Source organism: Kitasatospora sp. NPDC001547 (assembly GCF_042894165.1).
Taxonomy (GTDB): Bacteria; Actinomycetota; Actinomycetes; order Streptomycetales; family Streptomycetaceae; genus Kitasatospora.
In genome coordinates, this window is sequence record NZ_JBIAVL010000013.1 from 206628 (window position 1) to 229654 (window position 23027).

At 75.7% G+C, this 23027-nt stretch carries 19 protein-coding genes and 1 pseudogene; 9 read left to right on the plus strand and 11 right to left on the minus strand.

Going from position 1 to position 23027, the window contains the following annotated elements:
* Positions 1-30: 30 nt before the first annotated feature.
* On the minus strand, positions 31-1011 hold the full coding sequence (locus tag ACFY0X_RS24000; RefSeq protein ID WP_387757374.1) for an AraC family transcriptional regulator: 981 nt from the start codon (positions 1009-1011) through the stop codon (positions 31-33).
* Between the two features lie 247 nt (positions 1012-1258).
* Here ACFY0X_RS24000 and ACFY0X_RS24005 point away from each other — a divergent pair, with 247 nt between their 5' ends.
* Together ACFY0X_RS24005 and ACFY0X_RS24010 are read left to right on the plus strand one after the other, a co-directional pair.
* Positions 1259-1849 carry an isochorismatase family protein gene (locus tag ACFY0X_RS24005; RefSeq protein WP_387757376.1) on the plus strand — a complete coding sequence of 197 codons (591 nt, stop codon included), beginning with the start codon at positions 1259-1261 and terminating at the stop codon, positions 1847-1849.
* Between the two features lie 90 nt (positions 1850-1939).
* Positions 1940-2737: an ADP-ribosyltransferase gene (locus ACFY0X_RS24010; protein ID WP_387757377.1), complete on the plus strand. Its 798-nt coding sequence runs from the start codon at positions 1940-1942 to the stop codon at positions 2735-2737.
* A 126-nt stretch (positions 2738-2863) separates the two neighbouring features.
* On the opposite strand, the gene ACFY0X_RS24015 is transcribed toward ACFY0X_RS24010, so the two are convergent.
* The 3 genes from ACFY0X_RS24015 to ACFY0X_RS24025 all read right to left on the minus strand — a co-directional run bounded on the left by ACFY0X_RS24015 (position 2864) and on the right by ACFY0X_RS24025 (position 4606).
* Complete coding sequence (locus tag ACFY0X_RS24015) at positions 2864-3583, minus strand: hypothetical protein (RefSeq protein ID WP_387757379.1); 720 nt, start codon at positions 3581-3583, stop codon at positions 2864-2866.
* Positions 3576-3926, minus strand: a complete 351-nt coding sequence (locus tag ACFY0X_RS24020) for a hypothetical protein (protein WP_387757381.1) — start codon at positions 3924-3926, stop codon at positions 3576-3578. Before ACFY0X_RS24020 ends, ACFY0X_RS24015 begins: the two co-directional genes overlap by 8 nt.
* 266 nt (positions 3927-4192) lie before the next feature.
* Entirely contained in the window at positions 4193-4606 is a 414-nt protein-coding gene (locus ACFY0X_RS24025) for a MarR family winged helix-turn-helix transcriptional regulator (RefSeq protein WP_387757383.1), read from the minus strand.
* Positions 4607-4660: 54 nt separating this feature from the next.
* On the opposite strand from ACFY0X_RS24025, the gene ACFY0X_RS24030 reads away from it, so the two are divergent.
* Entirely contained in the window at positions 4661-5491 is an 831-nt protein-coding gene (locus ACFY0X_RS24030; RefSeq protein ID WP_387757384.1) for an SAM-dependent methyltransferase, read from the plus strand.
* 66 nt (positions 5492-5557) lie between these two features.
* Here ACFY0X_RS24030 and ACFY0X_RS24035 read toward each other — a convergent pair whose 3' ends face one another.
* A complete protein-coding gene (locus ACFY0X_RS24035) occupies positions 5558-6232 on the minus strand; it encodes a helix-turn-helix transcriptional regulator (protein WP_387757385.1) in 675 nt (224 codons plus the stop codon).
* 161 nt (positions 6233-6393) lie between these two features.
* Between ACFY0X_RS24035 and ACFY0X_RS24040 the strand changes: the two genes are divergently transcribed.
* Positions 6394-9633: a bifunctional cytochrome P450/NADPH--P450 reductase gene (locus ACFY0X_RS24040; protein WP_387757387.1), complete on the plus strand. Its 3240-nt coding sequence runs from the start codon at positions 6394-6396 to the stop codon at positions 9631-9633.
* Between the two features lie 289 nt (positions 9634-9922).
* On the opposite strand, the gene ACFY0X_RS24045 is transcribed toward ACFY0X_RS24040, so the two are convergent.
* The 6 genes and pseudogenes from ACFY0X_RS24045 to ACFY0X_RS24070 form a co-directional block, all read right to left on the minus strand.
* Positions 9923-10807 carry a S1 family peptidase gene (locus ACFY0X_RS24045; RefSeq protein WP_387757388.1) on the minus strand — a complete coding sequence of 295 codons (885 nt, stop codon included), beginning with the start codon at positions 10805-10807 and terminating at the stop codon, positions 9923-9925.
* Positions 10808-11046: 239 nt separating this feature from the next.
* A pseudogene (locus tag ACFY0X_RS24050) lies at positions 11047-11520 on the minus strand (MFS transporter); the annotation flags it as partial.
* Positions 11508-12557, minus strand: a complete 1050-nt coding sequence (locus tag ACFY0X_RS24055; RefSeq protein ID WP_387757390.1) for a PLP-dependent cysteine synthase family protein — start codon at positions 12555-12557, stop codon at positions 11508-11510. The gene ACFY0X_RS24055 and the pseudogene ACFY0X_RS24050, both read right to left, overlap by 13 nt.
* Positions 12558-12617: 60 nt before the next feature.
* Positions 12618-13001 (minus strand): hypothetical protein, encoded by a 384-nt coding sequence (locus ACFY0X_RS24060; protein WP_387757391.1) that lies wholly within the window; start codon positions 12999-13001, stop codon positions 12618-12620.
* Positions 13002-13124: 123 nt separating this feature from the next.
* Positions 13125-13532: a hypothetical protein gene (locus ACFY0X_RS24065; protein WP_387757392.1), complete on the minus strand. Its 408-nt coding sequence runs from the start codon at positions 13530-13532 to the stop codon at positions 13125-13127.
* Between the two features lie 146 nt (positions 13533-13678).
* Positions 13679-14371 (minus strand): phosphoribosyltransferase, encoded by a 693-nt coding sequence (locus ACFY0X_RS24070; RefSeq protein WP_387757393.1) that lies wholly within the window; start codon positions 14369-14371, stop codon positions 13679-13681.
* Positions 14372-14796: 425 nt separating this feature from the next.
* Here ACFY0X_RS24070 and ACFY0X_RS24075 point away from each other — a divergent pair, with 425 nt between their 5' ends.
* The 5 genes from ACFY0X_RS24075 (at position 14797) to ACFY0X_RS24095 (ending at position 22965) form a co-directional block, all read left to right on the plus strand.
* Entirely contained in the window at positions 14797-15249 is a 453-nt protein-coding gene (locus ACFY0X_RS24075) for an STAS domain-containing protein (protein ID WP_387757395.1), read from the plus strand.
* An 11-nt stretch (positions 15250-15260) separates the two neighbouring features.
* Positions 15261-15758, plus strand: a complete 498-nt coding sequence (locus ACFY0X_RS24080; protein WP_387757396.1) for an ATP-binding protein — start codon at positions 15261-15263, stop codon at positions 15756-15758.
* Positions 15759-15886: 128 nt separating this feature from the next.
* Positions 15887-16258 (plus strand): STAS domain-containing protein, encoded by a 372-nt coding sequence (locus ACFY0X_RS24085; protein ID WP_387757398.1) that lies wholly within the window; start codon positions 15887-15889, stop codon positions 16256-16258.
* 142 nt (positions 16259-16400) lie between these two features.
* Complete coding sequence (locus ACFY0X_RS24090) at positions 16401-20531, plus strand: HAMP domain-containing protein (protein WP_387757399.1); 4131 nt, start codon at positions 16401-16403, stop codon at positions 20529-20531.
* A gap of 67 nt (positions 20532-20598) precedes the next feature.
* Entirely contained in the window at positions 20599-22965 is a 2367-nt protein-coding gene (locus ACFY0X_RS24095; protein WP_387757401.1) for a PP2C family protein-serine/threonine phosphatase, read from the plus strand.
* The last annotated feature ends 62 nt before the right edge of the window (positions 22966-23027 follow it).

Consider the following 23027-nt stretch of genomic DNA (forward strand, 5'->3'; position numbering starts at 1 on the left):
GGCTGACCTGTCTCCGACCGACCCGGCGGGTCACCCGCCCCCGTCCGTGGCGACCGCGCCGCCTTGCCGCCGCCATTCGCTCGGGGAGACCCCGTAGGCCGCCTGGAAGCGGCGGCTGAAGTGGCTCGGGCTGCTGAACCCGCAGCGGGCGGAGACGGCGGCGACGGTCAGGCGGTCGTACCGCGCGGAGGCCAGCATGCGCCGTGCCTTCCCGAGCCGCTCGGATATCAGCCACTGCTCCAGGCTGATCCCCGCCCCGCTGAGCAGGGCGTAGAGCCGGCGGACCGAGACGGCGTGCTCCGCCGCGATCCGCTCCGGCGTCAGGTCGCGGTCCGCGAGGTGGGCCCGCGCGTAGGCCGTGATCCGGGTGAGCAGGGTCTCGTCCATCGTCGACCTGACCTCGGGGGCCTGTTCGGCGTGCGCGGCCGACAGCAGCAGGGCGCGGACGAGGTCCGTGGTGGCGGACGCCAGGGCCTCCGCGCCGGGGTCGTGCTCCAGCCGGCCGGGATCGCGCCACACGCCCCGCAGGTGCTCCAGCACCAGGCCGTACAGCGGACTGGCGCGCAACCGCAGGGACGCCCGCACCACCGTGTCCACCGGTACGCCGAGGCGGTTCATGTCGAACATGACGGCCTGGGACGCCCCGTCGCCGGACCAGCCGTACACCCGGGGCGACAGCTCGTGGAAGACGCAGATGTCGTCGGAGCCCAGGAGAGTCCGCCGGTCCGCGACCTCGGCCCGGTGGACGCCCCGGGGCTGGAGCGAGACCGAGACGATCGGGTCGCTGCGGTGGTGGTGCACGTGCTGGGCCGTCCGCCGCACCTGGAAACCCGAGTTCCGGGTGGCGAAGAGGTCCAGTCCGCCGATGCGCCAGAGTTCCATGCGGGCGCGGATGCCGGTCTCCGGTTCCTCGTGGGCGACGTCGTTGGGGACCAGCGAATCCGTCAACGCGTGGTGGAACGCATCCACGCGCTCGCGAGGCGCCACGGTGTCGAGGTCGAGCAGCAGCACACACCCTCCCGGGGGAAATGATCTTCATCCCATTCTGCCGCACCGGTGAGCGCCCCGGCCGCGGCGGACGTTCGCGCGGCCGGGCGGACGTCCGGGGGAGGGGGCCGGGGACGGGGCGGCCTGGGCGGTGCGTCAACGCCGGTGTGGCGTGTACTCGGCCGGGTGAACATCGCGCGTGCGAGGTGCACCGCGTCGGCCGGCCGGGCAGGGGTGGGGAGCCGGGGGTTCCGTCAGAAAGGGCTGTGCCATGGGGCGTGCACTGATCGTGGTCGATGTGCAGAGGGACTTCTGCGAGGGCGGGGCCGTTCCGGTCGGCGGCGGGGCGGGGCGGGCCCGCGCCATCGCCGAGCTCGTCGAGCGCACCGCCGGCGGCGAGTACGCCCACGTCGTCGCCACCCGCGACCACCACCTCGACCCGGGCGGCCACTTCTCCGACCATCCGGACTTCGAGGAGTCCTTCCCCGTGCACTGCGTCGCCGGCACCGAGGGGGGCGAGTTCCACCCCGACTTCGCCCCCGCGGCCGAGCGGAAGGTGGACGAGGTCTTCTACAAGGGCGCGCACTCCGCCTCCAAGAGCGGCTTCGAGGGCTTCGCCGCGGACGGCACCGCCCTCGCCGACTGGCTGCGCGCGCGGGAGATCACCGAGGTGGACGTGGTCGGCATCGCCACCGACCACTGCGTGAAGGCCACCGCGCTCGACGGCGTGCGGGCCGACTTCGCGGTCCGGGTCCTGCTCGACTACACGGCGGGCGTGTCCGCCGAGACCACCGTCCGGGCCGTTGCCGAACTGGATGAGGCGGGCGTGGAGTTGAGCGGTACGCCGGTCGTCCTCGCCTGACGGCCGAGCGCGTCATCCCGATTCGCCGGCGCGCCCTCGAACGGGTGGGTTGCGGCACCTCGGGGGCGGCGGGCGGCCAGGGTAGCGGTCGTGATCAACATTCGAATTCGCACGGCCGCCGGCGCGGTCGCCCTCGCCTGCGCCGTCGTGCTCACCCCCGAGAGCCTGGCCGCCGCCGCCCCCGCGGCCGAGACCGAGACCGCCCCGTTCCGCTGCCTCGACCCCAGCGGGGAGGCGCTCTGGAGCGGCCCCCAGTGCGACGGCTTCGTCGTCCGTGAACTCGGCACCGGGGCCGTCGCCATCGTCCTGGACGGCCGCCGTATCGACTTCGCGAACGAGGCCGAACTGCGCGCCGACGACTGCGCGGCCCGGCCGACCGTCACCCTCCCCGCCAGTACCTTCGAGAGCATCCCGGAGGGCCCGGACCCGCTGTACGCCGCCGTGGACCGCCGGGTGGACGTCCCCCGCATCACCCCGGCACCGCACTGGCGCAAGGACTGCCACCCGCTCTTTCGTTCGGACGGCCGCGACCCGTCCGTCATCTTCGAGCAGGGCTTCGCCCCGAAGGACGTCAACGGCCAGTACGACATCACCAGTTACGTGCTGCAGAACCAGCCCTCGCCGTTCGTCAGCACCACCTACGACCCCGAGCTGTACAAGAAGTGGAAGAAGGTGCCCTGGGACTACTTCATCGACGCCCCCGGCGGCATCAACGTGAACGCCACCATCGGCGACCAGCACCAGTACGCCGACCAGGTGGAGGTCGCCTTCCCCGGCGGCGTGGACCGGCACTTCATCCGCCGGGCCTGCCCGGTCGACCGGGCCACCGCCTCACTGGTCGAGTCCGGCTGCGTGGACAACCCGCACTACCAGCCCTGGCTGCACTGACCGCGGGGCCGGAACGGCGGGGCGGCCGGTCGAGCCGAGGCTCGGCCAGCCGCCCCGTCCGCGCCGGAAGCCCGGTTCGGTGGGGGAACCCGGGGCCGGCTGCCCGAGCACCCTCCGGGCGGAGTCCTACCGGGTGTTCCAGAACAGGACGGTGACGCCGGCGGTGAGGACCAGCCAGCCGGTGATCCCGACGGTGAGGGCGATGGCGAAGGCCAACCCGATGGTGATCATGGTGGTGCTGCCGAAGAAGGCGAGGAAGGCGATGACGAGGTAGGCGGCGGCGGGAGCCTTCCAACCGGTCCGGTGGCCCCGCAGCAGGGTCTGGACGGCGAGGGCGGTGCCCGCGCCGATCAGCAGGGACAGTTCCAGGACGGACCGCCAGGGGGCCGTGATGATCGCGTTGCGGTGGCCCCCGTGGGAGAGCTCGATGACGCGGCCGTTCCAGAGGGTCAGGTCCACGTCGGCGCCCGTCCGCGTGCTGTCGTAGAGGTCCTCGGAGACGTAGTAGGTGCGGTCGGGCGCCGCCTCGCGGGAGACGGTCAGCTGGTGGCTGGTGTTCTCGCCCTCCCAGTGGGTCTTCCTGCCGGTGACCCGGCCGGTCTCCCGGGTGGTGCAGTCCGTGGCGGGCGGGCCGGTGAGGGCGGCGCAGGCGGGGGCGTCGCGGTAGGCGAACACCTCGTCGTAGGTGTCGGTGAACCGGGCGAAGCCGAGGGCGACGGCGGCCACACCGGTCAGGACGAGCAGGGTACGGGCCACGAGGCGGGCGGCCGCACGGGCCTTGTGCGGGTGGGCCGGGTCGCCGGTGCGGAGGGGTGGCGCCGGGGTCCGGTCGGCGAGTTCACTCATCGTCGTCGCCCAGCACCTCGGCGAGGAGCGGTACGGCCCGCGCCTGCTCCGGCTGCCCTGCGGTCAGCGTGACCCGGCCGCGCCTGGTGGTGACTTCGAGGGACACGTCCGGGTGGCGGGTCCGCAGCCACTCCGACAGCGCCCCGGCCAGGGCCGCGCCGGCGCCGCCGCCACCGAGGGCGATCTCCAGCACCTCGGTCGTCCCGCCCGGCTCCCCGTCGGCGGGCCGGACGGGAAGCGGGCGGACCGCCCCCGCCGGGCCGCTCCCGCGGCGCAACCAGTCCCGGAGTTCCGCGGTCTCCCGCAGCCCGTCGCCGCCGGCGACCCTGATCCGCGCGTCCATCGCACTCCCTCCGGCCACGCCCGGGCGGCTCCCGGGCTCAGTCGGGATGATGGCAGGGAACGGCGCCGGGCCGGGAGCAGGCGGCGGAGCTTGTGACGGAGTTGTGGAATTCCCGCGCGGCGGAGGCTTCTCGGCGGTCCTCGGCGCTCCTCGGCGGCCGTCGAACGGCCCTCGGCGATCGGCGGCGCGTCAGGTCGGGCAGGCCTGGCAGGCCGGCTCAGGTCGCGTCAGGTCGCCGTCAGAGCGGGCAGGTCCCGCCAGTCCGGTCAGGGCAGCAGCAGGCCGGCGAGCTCGTCCAGCAGTTCGGTGACCCGCCGTGCCTTCTCCGGGTCCGGGACGGCCGTTGCGATGACCGGCTCGGCGGGCCGGGCGACGTGGGTGTGGATGGCGCGCCTTGCCGACTCGGAGACGGTCAGCAGGGTGCGCCGCCCGTCGCCCGGGTCGGCGGCGGCGTCGAGCAGGCCGCGTTCGCGCAGTCGGGCGACGGAGACCGAGACGTGGCTCTGGGCGAAGCCGGTGCGGACCCGGATCTCCTGGACGGAGGACGCGGGGTGGCGGAACACGTCGGAGATCACGGCGATCTCCCCTGCGGTGAGGTGCTCGGAGGCCGGATCGGTGATCAGGGCTCGGCCGAGTTCGGTCAACCGCTTGCCCAGTCTGAGGAGTTGCACGCCGTCCATGTCCGCCAGAATACATCTTCACCGATGCATCGGTAGCGATGTAGATTGCCGGGCATGACGACCTCCGAACCGCTCAGCCCGGTCTCCCGCACCGCCCTGTCCGTCGCCCGGGTGCGGGCCTACGAGAGCTCCCGGCCCGATCCGCTCTTCGTCGACCCGTACGCCGCCGCGTTCGTCGCCGCCGCCGGTCTCGACCTGGCACCCACCGGGGCGGACAGCGGCTTCGCCAAGGCCCTGCTCGCCCACGGCATCCTGCGCACCCGCTTCTACGACGACCGGCTGCGCGCCGCGGGTGCCGACCAGGTGGTGCTGCTGGCGGCCGGCCTGGACACCCGCGCGTACCGGCTGGACTGGCCGGACGGCACCCGGGTGTTCGAACTCGACCTCGGCCCGGTGCTGGCCTTCAAGGAACAGGTCCTGGCCGGGCTCGGCGCCGCGCCGAACGCCGAGCGCACCACGCTGCCCGCCGACCTGCTCGACCCGCGGTGGCCCGAGCGGCTGGTCGCCGCCGGCTTCGACCCGGCGCGACGCTCGGTCTGGCTGGCCGAGGGGTTGCTGGTCTACCTCACCGCCGAGGAGGCGGCCGCCCTGCTGACGGCGGTGGCCGGGCTGGCCGCCCCGGGCAGCCGGCTGCTGCTGGAGCAGGGCCGGGACCTCAGCCGTACACCGGACGATCCGGCGCTCGCCCACCTCACCGGCCTGTGGCGCGGCGGGCTCGGCCCCGGCACCGACGAGTGGCTCGACGGGCACGGCTGGACGACGGAGGTCACCACCCTCGTCCGGCTCGGGGAGGCCTACGGGCGGCCGTTCCAGAACCCCTCCGCCACGACGGCGTTCATCGAGGCGGAGCGGCGGGCGGCGCCGGGCGGGGCCGCCCGGCCCTGATCACGGGCGGCATGCCGCTTCCGTCGCCGCCCGGTCCAGGATCAACTTCCCCTCCGCACAAGGACGTCAGAGCGAGTCGGCCGGCTGCGGCGGCCAGCTGCCCGGGAGCAGGACGCCGGTGGCGTAGGCCCGGGCGACCAGGGCGGTGCGGTTGGGGACGCGCCAGCGGCGGGAGAGCCGGGCCAGGTGGTAGTTGACCCCGTCCGGGGTGACGCCGATCTCCCGGGCGATCTGCGCGGTGGTGTCGCCACGGGCCGCCGCGGCCAGGATCCGGGCCTCGACCGGGCTGGCCCCGGCCCGCGGGCCGGGCGGCGGGGCCGCCTCGCCCGCGGGCTCCGCCGCGTTCAGCGACAGCAGCAGGCTCGGGGTCTGCTCCGGGGTGTCGCCGACCAGGGCGACGGTCATCTCGCCCTGCCGCTCCCGGCCGTCGGCGGGCGTCCAGGAGACCCGGGCCGGGTACTGCGAGCGGCGGTGCAGCCGGACGGCCTCGGTGAGCGCCTCCAGGGTGCCGCTGTCCCGCAGGGTGAAGAACTCCAGAATCCTACGGTCGCGCAACTGGCCCGGCAAACGGCCGAATTCGGCGGCCATCGCGCGGTTGACGATCAGGATCCGACCGCCGAACTCGCACACCGCGATGGGCAGCGGCACGTGGTCCAGCAGCCGCAGCGCCCGGTTGCGCCAGATCACCGCCGCCTCCAGCCCGTCGTCCGGCACCGGGCCGCAGCCCTCGGTCGTACGCATGAGTGGTTCTCCTCCCCGGGGGCCGGTGCTGACGGTTCGTGGGCAAGCCCGTGGCGGCCCCGGGTACTACACAATCATGTAGTGACCGGGGCCCGGGCTCCCGCCCGGTGGGCGCACAGTGGGGGAAGCCGAAAGTTTCCTGCTGTGGGAGGGGCACACCGATGACCGAGACCGTGGAGAGCGTGACCGAGGACGAGCCGGCGGCGGGGGCCGGGAGCCGGGGAGTCCCGCTGGTGGACATCTCGTCGGCGCCGCCGCTCGCCGCCCCGATGCTGCGCACCATGGAACTGGCCAGAGAACACGGCCCGGCCTTCGTCCAGCGGCTGCACGGCCGGGACACCCTGGTCGTCAGCGGCCTGGAGCTGGTGGCGGAGCTGGCCGACGAGACCCGGTTCACCAAGTCGATCAGCCCGGCGCTGGAGAACGTCCGCCAGTTCACCGGCGACGGCCTGTTCACCGCGTTCAACGACGAGCCCAACTGGGCCCGGGCGCACGACATCCTGATGCCCGCCTTCGCGCTCGGCTCGATGCGCACCTACCACCCGGTGATGCTGCGGGTGGCCCGCCGGCTGGTCGACGCCTGGGACCGCCGGGAGGCCGCCGGACTGCCGGTGGACGTGCCCGGCGACATGACCAGGATGACCCTGGACACCATCGGACTGGCCGGCTTCGGCTTCGACTTCGGCTCCTTCGAGCGGGACGAGCCGCACCCCTTCGTCGAGGCGATGGTGCGCTGCCTGGACTGGGCGATGACGAAGCTCACCCGCGACCCGGAGGCGGACCACCACGAGCGCGACGCGGCCTTCCGGGCCGACGCCGACTACCTGGCCGCCGTGGTGGACGAGGTGATCGCCGCCCGTGCCGGGGAGGGCGTCCAGGGCCCGGCCGAGGACCTGCTCGGCCTGATGCTCGGCGCGGTCCGCCCCTCGGACGGCACCCGGCTGGACGCCGAGAACATCCGCAACCAGGTGATCACCTTCCTGATCGCCGGCCACGAGACCACCTCGGGGGCGCTCTCCTTCGCGCTGTACTACCTGGCCAAGCACCCGGCCGTGCTGCGGCAGGTGCAGCGCGAGGTGGACGGGCTCTGGGGCGCCCAGGCCGACCCGGAGCCCTCCTACGAGGACGTCGGACGGCTGCGCCACACCCGCCAGGTGCTCAACGAGGCGCTGCGGCTGTGGCCGACGGCGCCCGCGTTCAGCCGGGAGGCGCGCGAGGACACCCTGCTCGGCGGACGCATCCCGCTGCGCGCCGGGGAGACGGTCTTCGTCACCACGCCGATGCTGCACCGCGACCCGGCCTGGGGCGACAACCCGGAGCTGTTCGACCCGTCCCGGTTCGACCCCGAGTACGAGGAGGCCCGCTCCCCGCACGCCTTCAAGCCCTTCGGCACCGGCGAACGCGCCTGCATCGGAAGGCAGTTCGCGCTGCACGAGGCCGTCATGCTGCTCGGCATGGTGGTCCACCGCTACCGGCTGATCGACCACGCCGACTACCGGCTGACCCTCAAGCAGACGCTCACCATCAAGCCCGACGGCTTCACCCTCGGGCTCGCCCGGCGGATGCCCGTCCAGGCGTCCGCCGCCTCTCCCGGCACCGCCGGGCCGACGGCCGTCGACCGGCAGGCCGGCCCGGCCGCCGAGCGCCCCGGTAGGGTCCGCCGCGGGACCGGGCTGCTGCTCCTGCACGGTTCCAACTACGGTGCCTGCCGGGAGTTCAGCCGGCAGCTCGCGGAGGCCGCCGCCGACCTCGGCTGCGAGACCGAGATCGCCCCGCTGGACGCCTACGCGGACGGTCTGCCCGCCGGTCGGCCGGTGGTGATCACCGCCGCCTCGTACAACGGGCAGCCGACCGACGACGCAGCCCTGTTCGTGCGCCGGCTGCAGGAGGCGCAGGAGGACCCGGCGGAGCAAGTGACCGACGGCTCCCCGCGGTTCGGGGCGGGCGGGACGGCCGACGGCGTCGAGTACGCGGTGCTCGGCATCGGCGACCGCACCTACGCCGCCACCTACCAGCGCGTGCCGGCGCTGATCGACGACCGGCTCGCCGCGCTCGGCGGCACCCGGCTGCTGGCCCGCGCCGAGGCCGACGCCTCCGGCGATCTGGCGGGCACGGTACGGCAGTTCACCGCGGCGCTGCGCGAGGCCCTGCTGGCGCGCCACGGGGACGCCGACGCCCCCACCGCGCCGCAGCCGGAGGCCGCCTACTCGGTGACCGAGGTGACCGGCGGCCCGCTGGCCGCGCTGGCCGCCCGGCACGACATGGCGGAGCTGACCGTCACCGCCGTCGGCAGCCTGACCGACCCCGCCTACCACCGGGTCAAGCGGCTGGTGCGGCTGGCCCTGCCGGAGGGCGCCGGCTACCGGACCGCCGACCACCTCACCGTGCTCCCGGCCAACGACCCGGTGCTGGTCGAGCGGGCCGCCAAGCTGTTCGGCGCCGACCCGGACACCGTGCTGGGCATCGTGGCGCACCGGCGCACCGGACTGGCCGTCGACCGCCCGCTGACGGTGCGCGACCTGCTCACCCGCCACGTCGAGCTGCAGGACCGCCCGAGCGCCGAGCAGCGCGCCGCGCTGGCCGCGCTCAACCCCTGCCCGCCCGAGCAGGCCGCGCTGCGGGCACTGCCCGTGGACGACCCGCGCACCCTGCTGGACCTGATCGAGGACCACCCGGCCCTGCGGGAGCGGCTCAGCTGGCCGGTGCTGCTGGAGCTGCTGCCGCCGATCCGGCCGCGGCACTACTCGATCTCCTCCTCGCCCACCGGCGACCCGGGCCAGGTGGAGCTGATGGTCTCGGTGCTCAGCGGGCCGGCCCGCTCGGGCCGGGGCGCCTTCCGGGGCACCGGCTCCGGCTACCTCGACCGGGTGGCCGTCGGCGACACGGTGCTGGCCCGGGTCCAGCCCTGCCGGGAGGCGTTCCGGATCGGCCACCGCACCCCGGTGGTCATGGTCGCGGCGGGCACCGGCCTGGCGCCGTTCCGGGGCGCCGTCGCCGACCGCCGGGCGCTGCTCGCCGAGGGGGCCGGGCTCGCCCCGGCGCTGCTGTACTTCGGCTGCGACGACGCGGCGGCGGACTACCTGCACCGCGGCGAGCTGGAGGCGGCCGAGCGGGCCGGCGCGGTCTCGCTGCGGCCCGCCTTCAGCGAGCGGCCGCAGCACGGGCGGCGGTACGTGCAGGACCGGATCGCCGCCGAGGCGGCGGAGGTCTGGGAGCTGCTCGAAGCCGGCGCCGAGGTGTACGTGTGCGGCGACGGGGCCCGGATGGCGCCGGGCGTCCGGGAGGCCTTCCGGACGATGTACCGGGAGCGCACCCCGGGGGCGGACGAGCAGCGGGCGCAGGCCTGGCTGCAGGGGCTGGTCGAGGCCGGCCGGTACGTCGAGGACGTGTACGCGGGCTGACCGGTCGCCCCCGGACAGGGCCGTGGGGGGGGGGCGCCCCGGGGGGGGGGGGGGCCGGGGGGGGGGGGGCGGGGGGGGGCGGGGGGGGTGGGGGGGGGGGGGGGGGGGGGGCGGCCCCGCCCCCCCGGCGGGGGGGGGCCCCCCCCCCCCGGGGGGGGGGGGGCCCCACGGCTGGGGCGGCTCGAAGTGCTCAGCGGGCCCGGAGCGTGCAGCGGGCCCGGAGCGCTCGGAGGGCTCGAAGGCTCCGAACGGCGAAGGCTGCGAACGGCGAAGGCTTCGAACGGCCCGGTCAGTACACGCTGACCCCGTACGCGGAGAGCGCCGCGTTGACCGGCTGGTAGAAGGTCGTCCCGCCCGAGGTGCAGTTGCCGCTGCCGCCCGAGGTGAGGCCGAGCGCCTTGGTGCCGTCGTACAGCGGGCCGCCCGAGTCGCCCTGTTCGGCGCAGACGTTGGTCTGGATCAGGCCGCGGACGGTGCCGCCGCCGGTGTAGCGCACGGTGGCGTTCAGTCCGGTGACGGTGCCGCCGTGGGTGCCGGTGGTCGAGCCGGTGCGCTGGACCGACTCGCCGACGAAGGCGTTCGGGGCGGAGGTGAAGCCGCCCGGGTGGCTGAGCGCGGCGTTGTCGTAGCGGACCAGCGCGTAGTCGTGCCCGGGGAAGGTCGAGCTGACCGTCGGGCCGATCCGGGCGGTGTGGTTGGCGTCGGTGTACCAGTCGGGGGCGACGTTGCCGCAGTGCCCGGCGGTGAGGAAGTAGTAGGTGCTGCCGCTCATCACGTTGAAGCCCAGTGAGCAGCGGTACTGACCGCCGTAGATGGCGTCCCCGGCGGCGACCAGCGGGGTGAAGGTGCCGGGGACGCGGTGGATGTCGACGGCGGCGGCGTTGGTGCCGACGGCGCTCATCAGCCGGCCGAGCGCGAGGGGGGTGACGGTGCTGTCGGCGGTCACCACGACGCGTCCGGCGGCCTCGTCGACGTACCAGGCGGTGCCGTCGACCTCGGCGTTCAGGATGGCGTCGCTGACCGCCGAGAGCTGCCCCGGTTGCGGGGCGGGGGTGGGAGCGGCGGCGGCGCCCGGTGCGGCGACCGCGGTCGCGGTCAGCAGGCCGAGGGTCGCGGCGAGCAGGCGGAAGCGGCGCCTGGTGCCGGTGCGGGGCGTGGTGCGCGTGGTCCTCACCGATGTCCTCCAGAGGGATGACGGCCCTGAGGGTTGGGGCCGTGGAGCGCGGTCAGACGGTGGGCGGACACCGGCCGGTGCTCTCCGGAAGCACGACGGATGATCTGCTCCTGACAGGCGCTGACCGGAAGTATGAGGAAACGGACCTTTCGGTACAAGCTTCCTGATGGGGTGTCGGCGGACCCGCGGGCTCGGGGGTGAACCCGCGGATCCGCCGTTCGGCGGCTGCCGCCCGGGTGCTACCGGGCGGGCACCGGTTCGGGCCCGGTGAGTCGCCGGCCGCGGTGGAGGGCGTGCAGCGAGAGCGCGCAGAGCGCCCCGAGCGCGCACAGCGCCAGCCAGGGGAGCGCGGCGAGCCCGGCCGCGCGGGAGGCGTCCAGGGCCGCGCCGGTCAGCAGGTTCCCCAGGGTGATGCCGATCCCGCAGACGGTGTTGTAGAGCCCGTAGTGGGTGGCGACCAGGCGGTCCCCGGACAGCCGGACCACGGTGTCCATCTCGAACGGATAGGCCAGCATCGTGCCCAGTGCCAGCAGGAACGCGGCCAGCGCGGGCGGCCCGGCGGCCAGCGCCCACCGCCCGGGACCCGCCCCGGGGACGGGCAGGGCCGAGGCGGCGAGCAGCGGCAGGAAGGCCGCGCCCATCACGGCCACCCCCGTGACCAGCGCGGTGCCCGGTGCGATCCGGGCCCGGCACCAGGCGGTCACCCTGGTCTGGAGCAGGTCCAGCGGGTGACCTCCCGCTCGTCCGGCCGGGCGAGCTCGTCCGGGCCGTCCGCCGGCGGGTGGTCGAGCAGGTCGTGCGCGGCGCCGTACTCGTCGTCGTAGACGGTGCCGAGGTAGCGCTGCGGCCCGTCCGGGAAGACCGCGGCGATCCGGCTGCCGGCGGGCTGAGTGCGGGCCAGCCAGCCGGCCACCAGGGCGACCGCGCCGACGCTCCAGCCGCCGGTGGCGTAGTGCGAGGCGGCGAGGCGGCGGCAGGTCCAGACGGCCTCGGCCGGGGCGACCCAGTGGACCTCGTCGAAGGTGTCGTAGGCGACGTTGCGCGGGTAGATGCTGGAACCGAGGCCGCGCATCAGCCGGGCGCGGGCGGGCTGGCCGAAGATCGTGGAGCCGACGGTGTCCACCCCGACCACCCGCAGCCCCGGGTAGAGCTGGCGCAGCACCCGGGAGGTGCCGGCCGAGTGCCCGCCGGTGCCGACGCTGCACACCAGGACGTCCAGGTGGCCGAGCTGGGAGGCGAGTTCGAGAGCCAGCGGGGTGTAGGCGGTGGTGTTGTCGGGGTTGTTGTACTGGTCGGGGCACCACGAGTCGGGGTGGCGGGCCAGCAGCTCCACCACCCGGTCGCGCCGGGCCTGCTGCCAGCCGCCCCGCGGGTGCGGGCTGGCGACCGCCTCCACCTCGGCGCCGTAGGCGGTGAGCAGCCTGGTCATGGCCGGCTCCAGCCCCGGGTCGGTGACCAGCGTGACCGGGTGCCGGTACACCATGCCGGCCAGCGCCAGGCCCAGGCCCAGTGTGCCGCTGGTGGACTCCACGATCCGGCCGCCCGGGCGCAACTCGCCCCTGGCGCGGGCCCGCTGGACCATGTGCAGGGCCGGACGGTCCTTGATGCCGCCGGGGTTGAAGCCCTCCAGCTTGGCCCAGAAGCCGCGGCCCGCCGGGGCGAGCGGCTCGCCGATCCGCAGGACCGGGGTGTTGCCGACCAGGCCGCTGAGGGCCGCGTGGTCGTCGGTGGGATGAGTGAGGGACGTCATGTCTGGTCTCCTGTCGGAAGGTTGGCGGAGGATTCGGCGACTCGGGCGGGCGCCGAGCCGCTATATCCGCCACCGACCGGTGGCCAGCAGCGGGCCTCTCGGCCCGGGCGTACGGGCGCGGCGCACGGCGGCGGCCGTCGCCGTGCGCACCGCGCGGGGCGCCACCCGCCCGCCGCCGGGGCCGACGAGGAACGCCGGGGCGGAGGAGGGGACGGGCGCGGCGGTCGGGCGCGGCGACCGCAGGGCGGGTGCGGCGCTGTCTCCCTGCGGACAGTCGCGCTCCGGGAGACCGCTCGGTTCGGAAGGACCGGTGGTCCGGGTGGAGGAGAGGGCGGTGGCCGCGGAGAGGCCGGCCGGATGGGCGTCGTGGTGCGGCTGCGCGCAGCCGGAGGGCAGCAGGGAGAGCAGGCCGAGCAGCAGCGCGGCCAGGAGCCGGACGGGCATGGCGGGACTCCGCGCGGCCGCACGACGGCGGCAGCGGATCGGCAACGGCGGGGGAGTGGACGCGGCAGCCCACGTCGGCACGTACCGCGGGGCGGGCGTGGCAGGGCGCGGGCCGGAGCCGGTCTAGACCCTCAGTCGACCGATCCGGTGGGGGAGTTCGGGTGTTCTGGCCGCGGCGTTCCGGGCCGTCGGGACCGCCGGGCCGGGTGCGACGGGCTGTTCACCGAGGGCGGGTCGGACGGCGACGTCCGGCCAGGCGGCCTCGGCGCCCGGGCCGTCCTCGGGCTTGCCGGACAGGCACTCGCCGCCGGGGTGGTCGGCGTCCTCGTCGTGCTCCCGCTGGTGTGCGGGCTGGGTGCGGTCGGCGGCCTGCGGCCCGTCCGGCGCGGACCAGACGATCCGGATCGGATCGGTGTGTCCGGCGCCGTTCTCCACGCTGAACCCGTGGGCCGCGAACACGGCCGCCAACAGGGCGCCCAGCCACAACAGCCGCGCCGCCACCCCTCGGGGGCGGGCGCGTCGTGTACGCAACGGCGACCGGGCGGTGACCATGCCGTGATCCTAGCCCGACTTCCCGCTCCGCCATAGCGTGCCCTGGTTGATGTGATGAATCGTCAACCAGCTGTGCCGGCAGGCCGATCGACGGAAGCGCGGCGCACGCCGGAGAGGGGCGCTTGTCAGCTCCGGTCGCTCCGTGCGGCCGCGTGCCCGACGCGGGGCCGGCCGGGCGGGGTGCGGCGCTGGAGCACGACGGCCGCCTCGCGGTCGGTGACCTCGTGGAAGTCGCTGTACCAGGGCCCGGCGGCGTGCGCGTAGCGGGGGAGGTGGAGGCAGACCACCGCGTCCACGTCCCGGCGCAGCTCGGCCGCGATCCGGGCGTCGCCGACCGGCGCCGCGACGATCAGCTGCCGCGGGTGCTCGGCGGCGAGCGCGTGGAGCGCCGCCCGGGCGGTGAGGGCGTCGGTCAGGCCGTCGGAGACCAGGACGGCGGTGCGCCCGCTCAGCGGCAGCCGGGCGCGGCCCTGGCGGTAGAGCGACTCCCGGCGGTGGACCTCGACCCGTTCCCGCCGGACGCTCTCGCCCAGCTCCGCCGGGGTGACGCCGAGGCTGGTCAGGCTGCACCGGTCGAACAGCGGGGGGTCACCGTCGGCGATCGCGCCGACCGGGCGGTCGTGGCCGGGCACGGCCAGCGGCCGCACCACGGTGGCTTCGAGCGGGGCGCCCAGGGCCTCGGCGACCTCGGCGGCCACCGGCATCCCGCCCGGTGCCAGGCCCAGGACCACCACCCCGTCGCCGCTCCGTTCGCCCAGCAGCGGGACGAGCCTGCGGGCCAGCTGGTGTCCGGCGGTGCTGCGGTCGAGGAATCTCACGGCCTGTTCCCTGCCCTCCGTGCGTCCGAGCGCCCCGGTCGGGCGGCCGGGGTGCACCGGCGAGCGGCCAGCGGCCCCCGCCGCCGGTGCGGCTTCCCCGTCGGGACGGGCTCTAACGTCCGGCACGCGGCCCGGATCGTCCGTGGACGGTGACCCCGGGCCGTCCGGGACACGACCCGGACCGTCCAGGACGCGGCCCCGGACCGTCCCGGACGCGATCCGGGCCGGACGCCCCCGGCGGGTGTGCCCCGGGCGGGTGTGCTCCGGCGGGGTTCGGGCAGACGCGGGGCATGGACGGCCGAAGGTCGGCGCTACCGCCCGTACCCGGTGTGCTCGCGGGTACGGGCGCCGGTACGGCCCGCGACGGCGCACGCGATGATGTCCGGCGCGACGCCCCGCCGTCCCCGTCTGACCGGGAGCGAGCCATGCCAGGACCATCCGAGCCATCCCACGAGCCCGCGGGTCGGGACGGACCCGGCGAGCCCGAGCCCGACGACCTGAGCGTCACGGTGGCCGACCGGGGCCGGGTGCGGATCGTCACCGTCACCGGCGAACTGGACCACGACAGCGCCGACCGGCTGCGCGTCGCGCTCGCCCGGCCGGCGTCGGCGGACGGCATCGAGCGGATCGTGGTCGACCTCGCCGGCCTGCGGTTCTGCGACTCGACCGGACTGAACGTCCTGCTGCGCGCCCGACTGGACGCGGGAGCGGGGGAGCTGCGGCTGGAGCTGGCCGGCCCAGGCCCGCTGGTGGCTCGGCTGATCGCGATCACCGGGGCCGACAGCGTGCTGCGGGTCCACCCAGATCTCCGTGCGGCGCTGGCGGTCTCCGGCGAGGGGTCCGCCGGCGGGGCCGTGGTGCCACCCGGACCGAGGTGAGGAGGCGGACCGTGGAGCGCCCCGCGAACGGTGGGCCGCCGGGCCGGGAGGAGACCAGGCGGCTGGCGCTGCAGGGCAGCGCCGGCGCGGTGCAGCGCAGCCGTGACTTCAGCCGGCGGGCGCTGGTGTCCTGGCACTGGCTGCCGGCCGCCGACGAGGAGCGGCGGGCCGCGGCCGAGGACGTCCTGCTGATGGTCTCCGAGCTGGTCACCAACGCCTGCCTGCACGCGCCCGGCGGCCCGCGCGAGCTGCGGCTGCGCTGGGACGGCGACCGGCTGCGGGTGGAGGTCGAGGACGCCAGCCCCGTCCCGCCGCGGCTGCGCCCGTTCGCGGGGCCGGGCCGCCCGGGCGGGCACGGGCTGCGGGTGGTCGACCGGCTCGCCGCCGCCTGGGGCTCGCGGCCCGAGGGCGGCGGGAAGCTGGTCTGGCTGGAGGTGCCGCGCCCACCCGCCGTGACGGCGGCGGACGGGAACCGGGCCGGGGGACCGGCGGGGCCGGGCCCGGGCTGATCGGCGGCCCGGCCCGATCGGGACGCACCGAGGGGTTTCCGGCGCGGCACAGCGGATAGTCGCGGGATGTGAGCGCCGGCCGTCGACCGGCGCGTGCGGTCCGGACCGTGTGAGAGGAGCCCGCAGCCATGGCGCAGCGCCCGTCGAAGTCCGGGGAACCCGCCGCCGACCGGGCCGAGGGGCTCACCGTCGAGATCCGGCCGTGGGCCGGGGGGGCCGTGCTGGCGCTGCTCGGCGACCTGGACCTGGACTCGATCGCCGATCTGCGGGTCGCGTTCGACCGGGCCCTCACCGAGCCCGCCACCGTCATCGTGGTGGACTGCGCCGGGTTGGAGTTCTGCGACTCCACGGGGCTCAACGCCCTGCTGCGGGCCAAGGCCCGGGCGGCGGTGGACGGCAGCCGGATCGAGCTGGCCCGGCCCCGGCCGCTGATCCTGCGGATGCTCGAACTGACCGGCGCCACCGACGCCTTCCCGATCCGCGACACCGTGCCCGACTGAGCCCCGCCCCCGCGTGCCCTCCCCGCCGTGTCACCCCCGGCCGGCGGTGGCACAGTGGGAGCAGGGCGGCGCCCGCCGCCTTCGGGGCCGAGGTGCCCGAACGGCGCACCCCGGCCGTGCGAGCGATCCGGACGGTGGACGGATGGACGAGCACCCGGTGGCCGGAGCCCCCGCGCCCGACCCGGCCGAGCAGGCGCTGCGGCAGCTGCTCGCCGGGCTGACGGCCGTGCGCGACGGGGACTTCCGCACTCGGCTCGCCCCGGACCGGCCGGGGGTGCTGGGGGAGATCGCCGCGGTCTTCAACGGCATGGCCGACCAGCTGGCCCGGGTGACCTCCGAGGTGACCAGGGTGGCCCGGGAGGTCGGCAGCGACGGACGGCTCGGCGGCCAGGCCCAGGTGCCGGACGCGACCGGCACCTGGCTGGAGCTGACCGACTCGGTGAACGCGATGGCGCGCAACCTGACCTGGCAGGTGCGCAACATCGCCCAGGTCACGACGGCGGTGGCGCGCGGCGACCTCACCCAGAAGATCGAGGTGGACGCGCGCGGCGAGATCCTGGAGCTCAAGAGCACCGTCAACACCATGGTGGACACCCTCTCCTCGTTCGCGGACGAGGTGACCAGGGTGGCCCGGGAGGTCGGTACCGAGGGCCGGCTCGGCGGCCAGGCCCAGGTGCCGGGCGTCGCCGGGACGTGGCGCGACCTGACCGACTCGGTGAACGCGATGGCGGGCAACCTGACCTGGCAGGTGCGCAACATCGCCCAGGTGGCGACCGCCGTGGCGGAGGGGGACCTCACCCAGAAGATCTCGGTCGCCGCCCGCGGGGAGATCCTGGAGCTCAAGACCACCATCAACACCATGGTCGACCAGCTGTCCGCCTTCGCCGCGGAGGTGACCAGGGTCGCCCGCGAGGTCGGCACCGAGGGCCGGCTCGGCGGCCAGGCGGACGTCCGGGACGTCTCCGGCACCTGGAAGGCGCTGACCGAGTCCGTCAACGTCATGGCCGACAACCTCACCGCCCAGGTCCGCTCGATCGCCGAGGTGACCACCGCCGTCGCGGAGGGCGACCTGACCCAGAAGATCCGGGTCGACGCGCGCGGGGAGATCCTGGAGCTGAAGGAGACCATCAACACGATGGTGGACCAGCTGTCCGCCTTCGCCGCCGAGGTGACCAGGGTCGCCCGGGAGGTCGGCACCGCCGGGAACCTGGGCGGGCAGGCCACCGTCCGGGGCGTCTCCGGGACGTGGAAGGACCTCACCGACAACGTCAACGTGATGGCCTCCAACCTCACCGGCCAGGTCCGCTCGATGTCCGAGGTGGCGACCGCGGTGGCCCGCGGCGACCTCTCCCGGAAGATCACCGTCGAGGCCGAGGGCGAGGTCGCGGCCCTCGCCGACGCGATCAACACCATGGTGGACACCCTGTCCGTGTTCGCCGACGAGGTGACCCGGGTCGCCCGCGAGGTCGGCACCGAAGGCATCCTGGGCGGCCAGGCCCGGGTGCCCAACGTCGCCGGGACGTGGAAGGACCTCACCGACAACGTCAACTTCATGGCGCACAACCTGACCAGCCAGGTGCGCAACATCGCCCAGGTCACCACCGCCGTCGCCGAGGGCGACCTGACCCGCAAGATCGACGTGGACGCGCGCGGGGAGATCCTGGAGCTGAAGACGACCGTCAACACGATGGTCGACCTGCTGTCCTCGTTCGCCGCCGAGGTGACGCGGGTGGCCCGGGAGGTCGGCAGCGAGGGCCGGCTCGGCGGGCAGGCCCGGGTGGAGGGCGTCTCCGGCACCTGGAAGCGGCTCACCGAGAACGTCAACGAGCTGGCCGGCAACCTGACCCGGCAGGTCCGGGCGATCGCCGAGGTCACCAGCGCCGTCGCGGCCGGCGACCTGACCCGCTCGATCAGCGTGGACGCCTCCGGCGAGGTCGCCGACCTCAAGGACAACATCAACGCGATGGTCGGATCGCTGCGCGAGACCACCCTGGCCAACCAGGAGCAGGACTGGCTCAAGACCAACCTGGCCCGCTTCTCCGCCGCCATCCAGGGCCGGCGCGACATCCGGCCCGTCGCCGAGATGATCACCGACGAGCTGACCCCGCTGGTCGGCGCCCAGTACGGCGCGTTCTTCCTCGCCGAGGAAGGCGCGACCGGCACCGAACTGGCCCTGATCAGCGCCTACGGCCGCCCGGCCGGCGAGCGGCGGCTCCGGCTGGGGGAGACCCTGGTCGGCCAGGCCGCCCGGACCCGGCGGACCGTCGCGGTGGACGAGCTGCCGCCCGGCTACGCCACCGTCTCCTCCGGCGCGGGCAGCGCCGACGCCCGCTCGCTGGTCATCCTGCCGATCGCCCTGGAGGAGTGGCTGATCGGCGTGATGGAGTTCGCCTCCGTCCACCCGTTCACCCAGGTCCACCGCGACTTCCTGGCCCAGTTCGCCGAGATCTGCGGGGTCAACCTGGGCAACCTGCTGGCCAACGCCCGCACCGACGAGCTGCTCGGCGAGTCCCAGCGGCTCACCGCCGAACTCCAGGCGAGATCCGAGGAGTTGCAGGAAGGGCAGGAGGAACTGCGGCGCTCCAACGCCGAGTTGGAGGAGAAGGCCGCGCTGCTCGCCCAGCGCAACCGGGACATCGAGGCGAAGAACCTGGAGATCGAACAGGCCCGCCAGGAACTGGAGGAAAGGGCGAGGGAGTTGACCCAGGCCTCGATGTACAAGTCGGAGTTCCTGGCCAACATGAGCCACGAGCTGCGCACCCCGCTGAACAGCCTGCTCATCCTCGCGCAGCTGCTCGCCGAGAACAGCGGCGGCAACCTCACCCCGAAGCAGGTCGAGTACGCGGGCGTGATCCACTCGGCCGGCACCGACCTGCTCCAGCTGATCAACGACATCCTCGACCTCTCCAAGGTGGAGGCCGGGAAGATGGACCTGGCCATCGAGCCCTTCGCGGTGCGCGAGCTGCTGGAGTACGTGGAGTCCGGCTTCCGGCCGCTGGCCGACCAGAAGGGGCTGGCCTTCGAGGTGTCCGTCGACCGGAACATGCCGGAGCGGATCGTCACCGACCAGTCCCGGCTGCGCCAGGTGCTGCGCAACCTGCTCTCCAACGCCGTCAAGTTCACCGACGTCGGCCGGGTGGAGCTGCGGATCGAACGCGTGGAGGAGGCGGACCTGCCGTCCGGACTCGGCCGGACCCGGGCCGCGGTGGCCTTCCACGTGGACGACACCGGGATCGGCATCGACCCGGCCCACCTGGACACCATCTTCGGCGCCTTCCAGCAGGCCGACGGATCCACCGCACGACGCTTCGGCGGCACCGGCCTCGGGCTGTCGATCAGCCGGGAGCTCGCCCGGCTGCTCGGCGGCACCATCACCGTGCGCTCGGCGGCCGGGCAGGGCAGCCGGTTCACGCTGTACCTGCCGCTGGGCGAGGACGAGCACACACCGGACGGCGCGGCCGAGCCGCGGGTCCTGGTGGTGGAGCCCGACCCGCCGGGGCTGCTCACCCAGCTCGCCCGGGCGGCGGTGGGGACGTCCTCGGGCGGTCCGACCGGCGGCTCTCCGGATGCGCCGTCGGTGGTGCGGGTCGACGGGGTGGGCGACGAAGCCGGGCTGCGGGCCGCGCTCACCGGCGGGCCGTACCGGTGCGTGCTGCTGGACCTGGTCGGCTCCGCGCACCTCGCCCCGCTGCTCGGGCGGTTCGCGGCGGGCGGCACGCCGGTGCTCGGGTACGGGACCGGCGGTGCGCCGCCCGAGGGCGTGGAGCGGGTCGGCGGACTCGACGAGCTGCGGGTGCGGGTGATCCGGGCGCTCGGCGGCGAGCCCCCGGCCGCCCGGGAGCCCGGGGAGGCGGAGGAGGCCGCGGGGACCGACGACCCGGGCGTCGCCGCCGCTCTCGCCGGACGGACCGTGCTGATCGTCGACGACGACATCCGCAACGTCTTCGCGCTCACCGCCGCCCTGGAACGGCACGGACTGGACGTCCTGCACGCCGCCGACGGCCGCGCCGGGCTCGACCTGCTGCGCTCCCACCCGGAGACCGACCTGGTGCTGATGGACGTCATGATGCCCGGACTGGACGGCTACGCGGCCATCGCGGCGATCCGCGCCGACGCGCGCTTCGAACGGCTGCCGGTCGTAGCCGTCACCGCCAAGGCGATGCCCGGCGACCGGGACCGCAGCCTGGCCGCCGGGGCCGACGACCACGTCACCAAGCCGGTCGACACCGGCCGGCTGCTGGAGCGGATGCGGGACTGGCTGGACGCGTCATGACCGCTCTCCGGCACGGGGGAACCGCCCTCCGGCACGGCGGAACCGCGCTCCGACCCCGGGGTGCGCGGTGACCGCCGGGCAGGAGCCCCCCGGGCACGCCGGGCAGGAGTCCGCCCGGCGGGAGTCCGCCGAGCGCACCGCCCGGGCCCTGGCCGAGACCGTCCGCCGCCTCCAGGCCGCCGCCGCCCGGTCGCACGCCGAGGCCCGGACCAGGGCCGCCGTCGACCTCGCCACCGGCATCCTGGCCGAGCGGCTCGACCTGCCCGTCGCCGAGGCCGCCGCGCACCTCGCCCGGCTGGCCCGGGATGCGGGCGTGCCGGTGCTCGCGCTGGCGGCGGACGTCGCGGGGCTGCCGGCGCCCGGCCCGGTCCCCGGCCAGGAGCCGGCACCGGAACCGGAGGAGGGGCCCGGACGGTCCGCCCCCGCCCTGACCGCCGTCGGACCGCCCGAGGCCGGCCCGCCCGTCGCGCCCGCGCTCGCCGCCTCGCCCGACCTGGAGCGCGCCGCCGGGGCCGTCCTGGACCAGGCCGCGGCGGCGGTCGGCGTCCGCGCCGTGGCCGTCTGGCTGCGGCTGCCCGGCGGCGCGCTCGCCCTCGCCGCGCACGCCGGGCTGTCCGCCGAGGAGGCGGCCGACTGGGCCCGGGTACCGCCCGGCGTGCCCACCCCGGCGCAGCTGGTCGTCGGCGGCGGAGCCGAGCTGTGGCCCGGCGACCCGGGGGCGGACGGGCCCTCGGTGGGCGCCGGCGCCGCCCGGGCGGTCCTCCCGCTGATCGACCGGCGCCGCCGCCGCGGCGCGCTGGAGCTGCTCTGGCCGGCCGCCGGCCCGGGATCCGCCCCGGTGCTCGGCCAGGCCCAGCGCCGCGAGCTGTGCGCCCTCGCCGACCTGTGCACCACCCTGCTCGGCCCGCCCCCGGAGCCGATGGCCCCCGAGCAGGCCGCCGCTCTCCTGGACGGGCTGCTCACCCCCGCGCTGCTCCTGGCCCCCGCCGTCCGGGCCGAGCGGATCGCCGACTTCACGCTGCTGCGGGTCAGCGCCGGGTTCCGCGACCCGCTCGGCCGCTCCCGGCAGGAGCTGGAGGGCGCCTCGCTGCTGGCGACCTACCCCGCCGCCTGCGCCGCCGGACTGCTCGACCGGCTGCTGCGCGCGTACGAGACCGGCGTGCCGTCGACCGCCGAGCCGGTCCGGCTGGCCTTCCGGGAGCACGGACCGGCGGTGCCGGTGGCCGTGCTGCTCTCGGTCGTCCCGCTCGGCGCCCGGATGCTGGTCTGCTGGCAGCTGGAGGACGAGCGGGAGGACGACGAGCACACCGCCCTGCTGCGCCAGGCCCAGCGGCTGGCCCGGGTGGCCGGGTTCGAGGAGCGCCCGGCCGAGGGCCGGATCCGCTGGAGCGACGGGCTGCGCGAGCTGTACGGACTGCCGCCGGACGCCCCGCCCGTACCGCTGGACCGGCTCGCCCGGCACACCCACCCGGACGACCGGCCGGCGATCCGGCGGCTGCTGGACACCGTCCGGCACCACCACCGCACCGCCTCCGCGGTGGTCCGGCTGGACCGCCCGGACGGCACCCACCGCTTCACCCGGGTGATCGCCGAACCGGTGGTGGACGAGGCCGGCCGACTGGTCGCCGTCCGCGGCGCCTACCACGACGTCTCCGCCCAGCACTGGACGGAGGTCGCGCTCGGCGCCACCCGGGAGCGGCTGGCCGACAGCGAGCAGGAGTCCGCCGAGCGGGCGCAGCTGGCGCTCCGGCTCCAGCAGGCGATCCTGCCGGCCGCGCCGCCCCCGCTCGGCGTGACCGGCCTGCACGCCGCCGTCCGCTACCGCCCCGCCGGCCAGCGCGACCGGGTCGGCGGCGACTGGTACGACGTGCTGGTGCTGCCCGACCGGCGGGTGCTGCTCGCGGTCGGGGACGTGGCCGGGCACGGCGTCGGCGCGGCCACCGGGATGGTCGCGCTGCGGCACGCGCTGCGCGGCCTCGCCGTCACCGGGGCCGGCCCGGGCCGGCTGCTGGCCTGGGCCAACACCGTGGCGCTGCGCGAACCGGGCCAGATCACCGCAACCGCCGTCTGCGTGCTGCTGGACCCGGTCGGCGGCGAACTGCGCTGGGCCCGGGCCGGCCACCTGCCGCCGATCCGGCTCGGCGCGGACGGCGCCCAGGTGCTGCCGCTGCCGCACGGCGTGCTGCTCGGCGCGCTCGACGACGCCGAGTACGAGGAGCACACCGCCCGGCTCGACCCGGGGGACGTCCTGCTGCTCTACACCGACGGGCTGGTCGAGCGCCGGGACCGCCCGGTGGAGGAGTCGGTGGAGCAGCTGCTCCGGGCGGCCGGCGCCCCCGGCCCGGACCTGGAGCAGTACCTGGACCGGCTGCTCGAACTCAGCCCCGCCGACACCGACGACGACACCTGCCTGATCGCCGTCCAGACCGAGTGAGGCCGATCGCCGCCGCGACGGCGGTCGCCCGTCCCTTCCGCCGCCGTTCCCCGGCGGCCGTT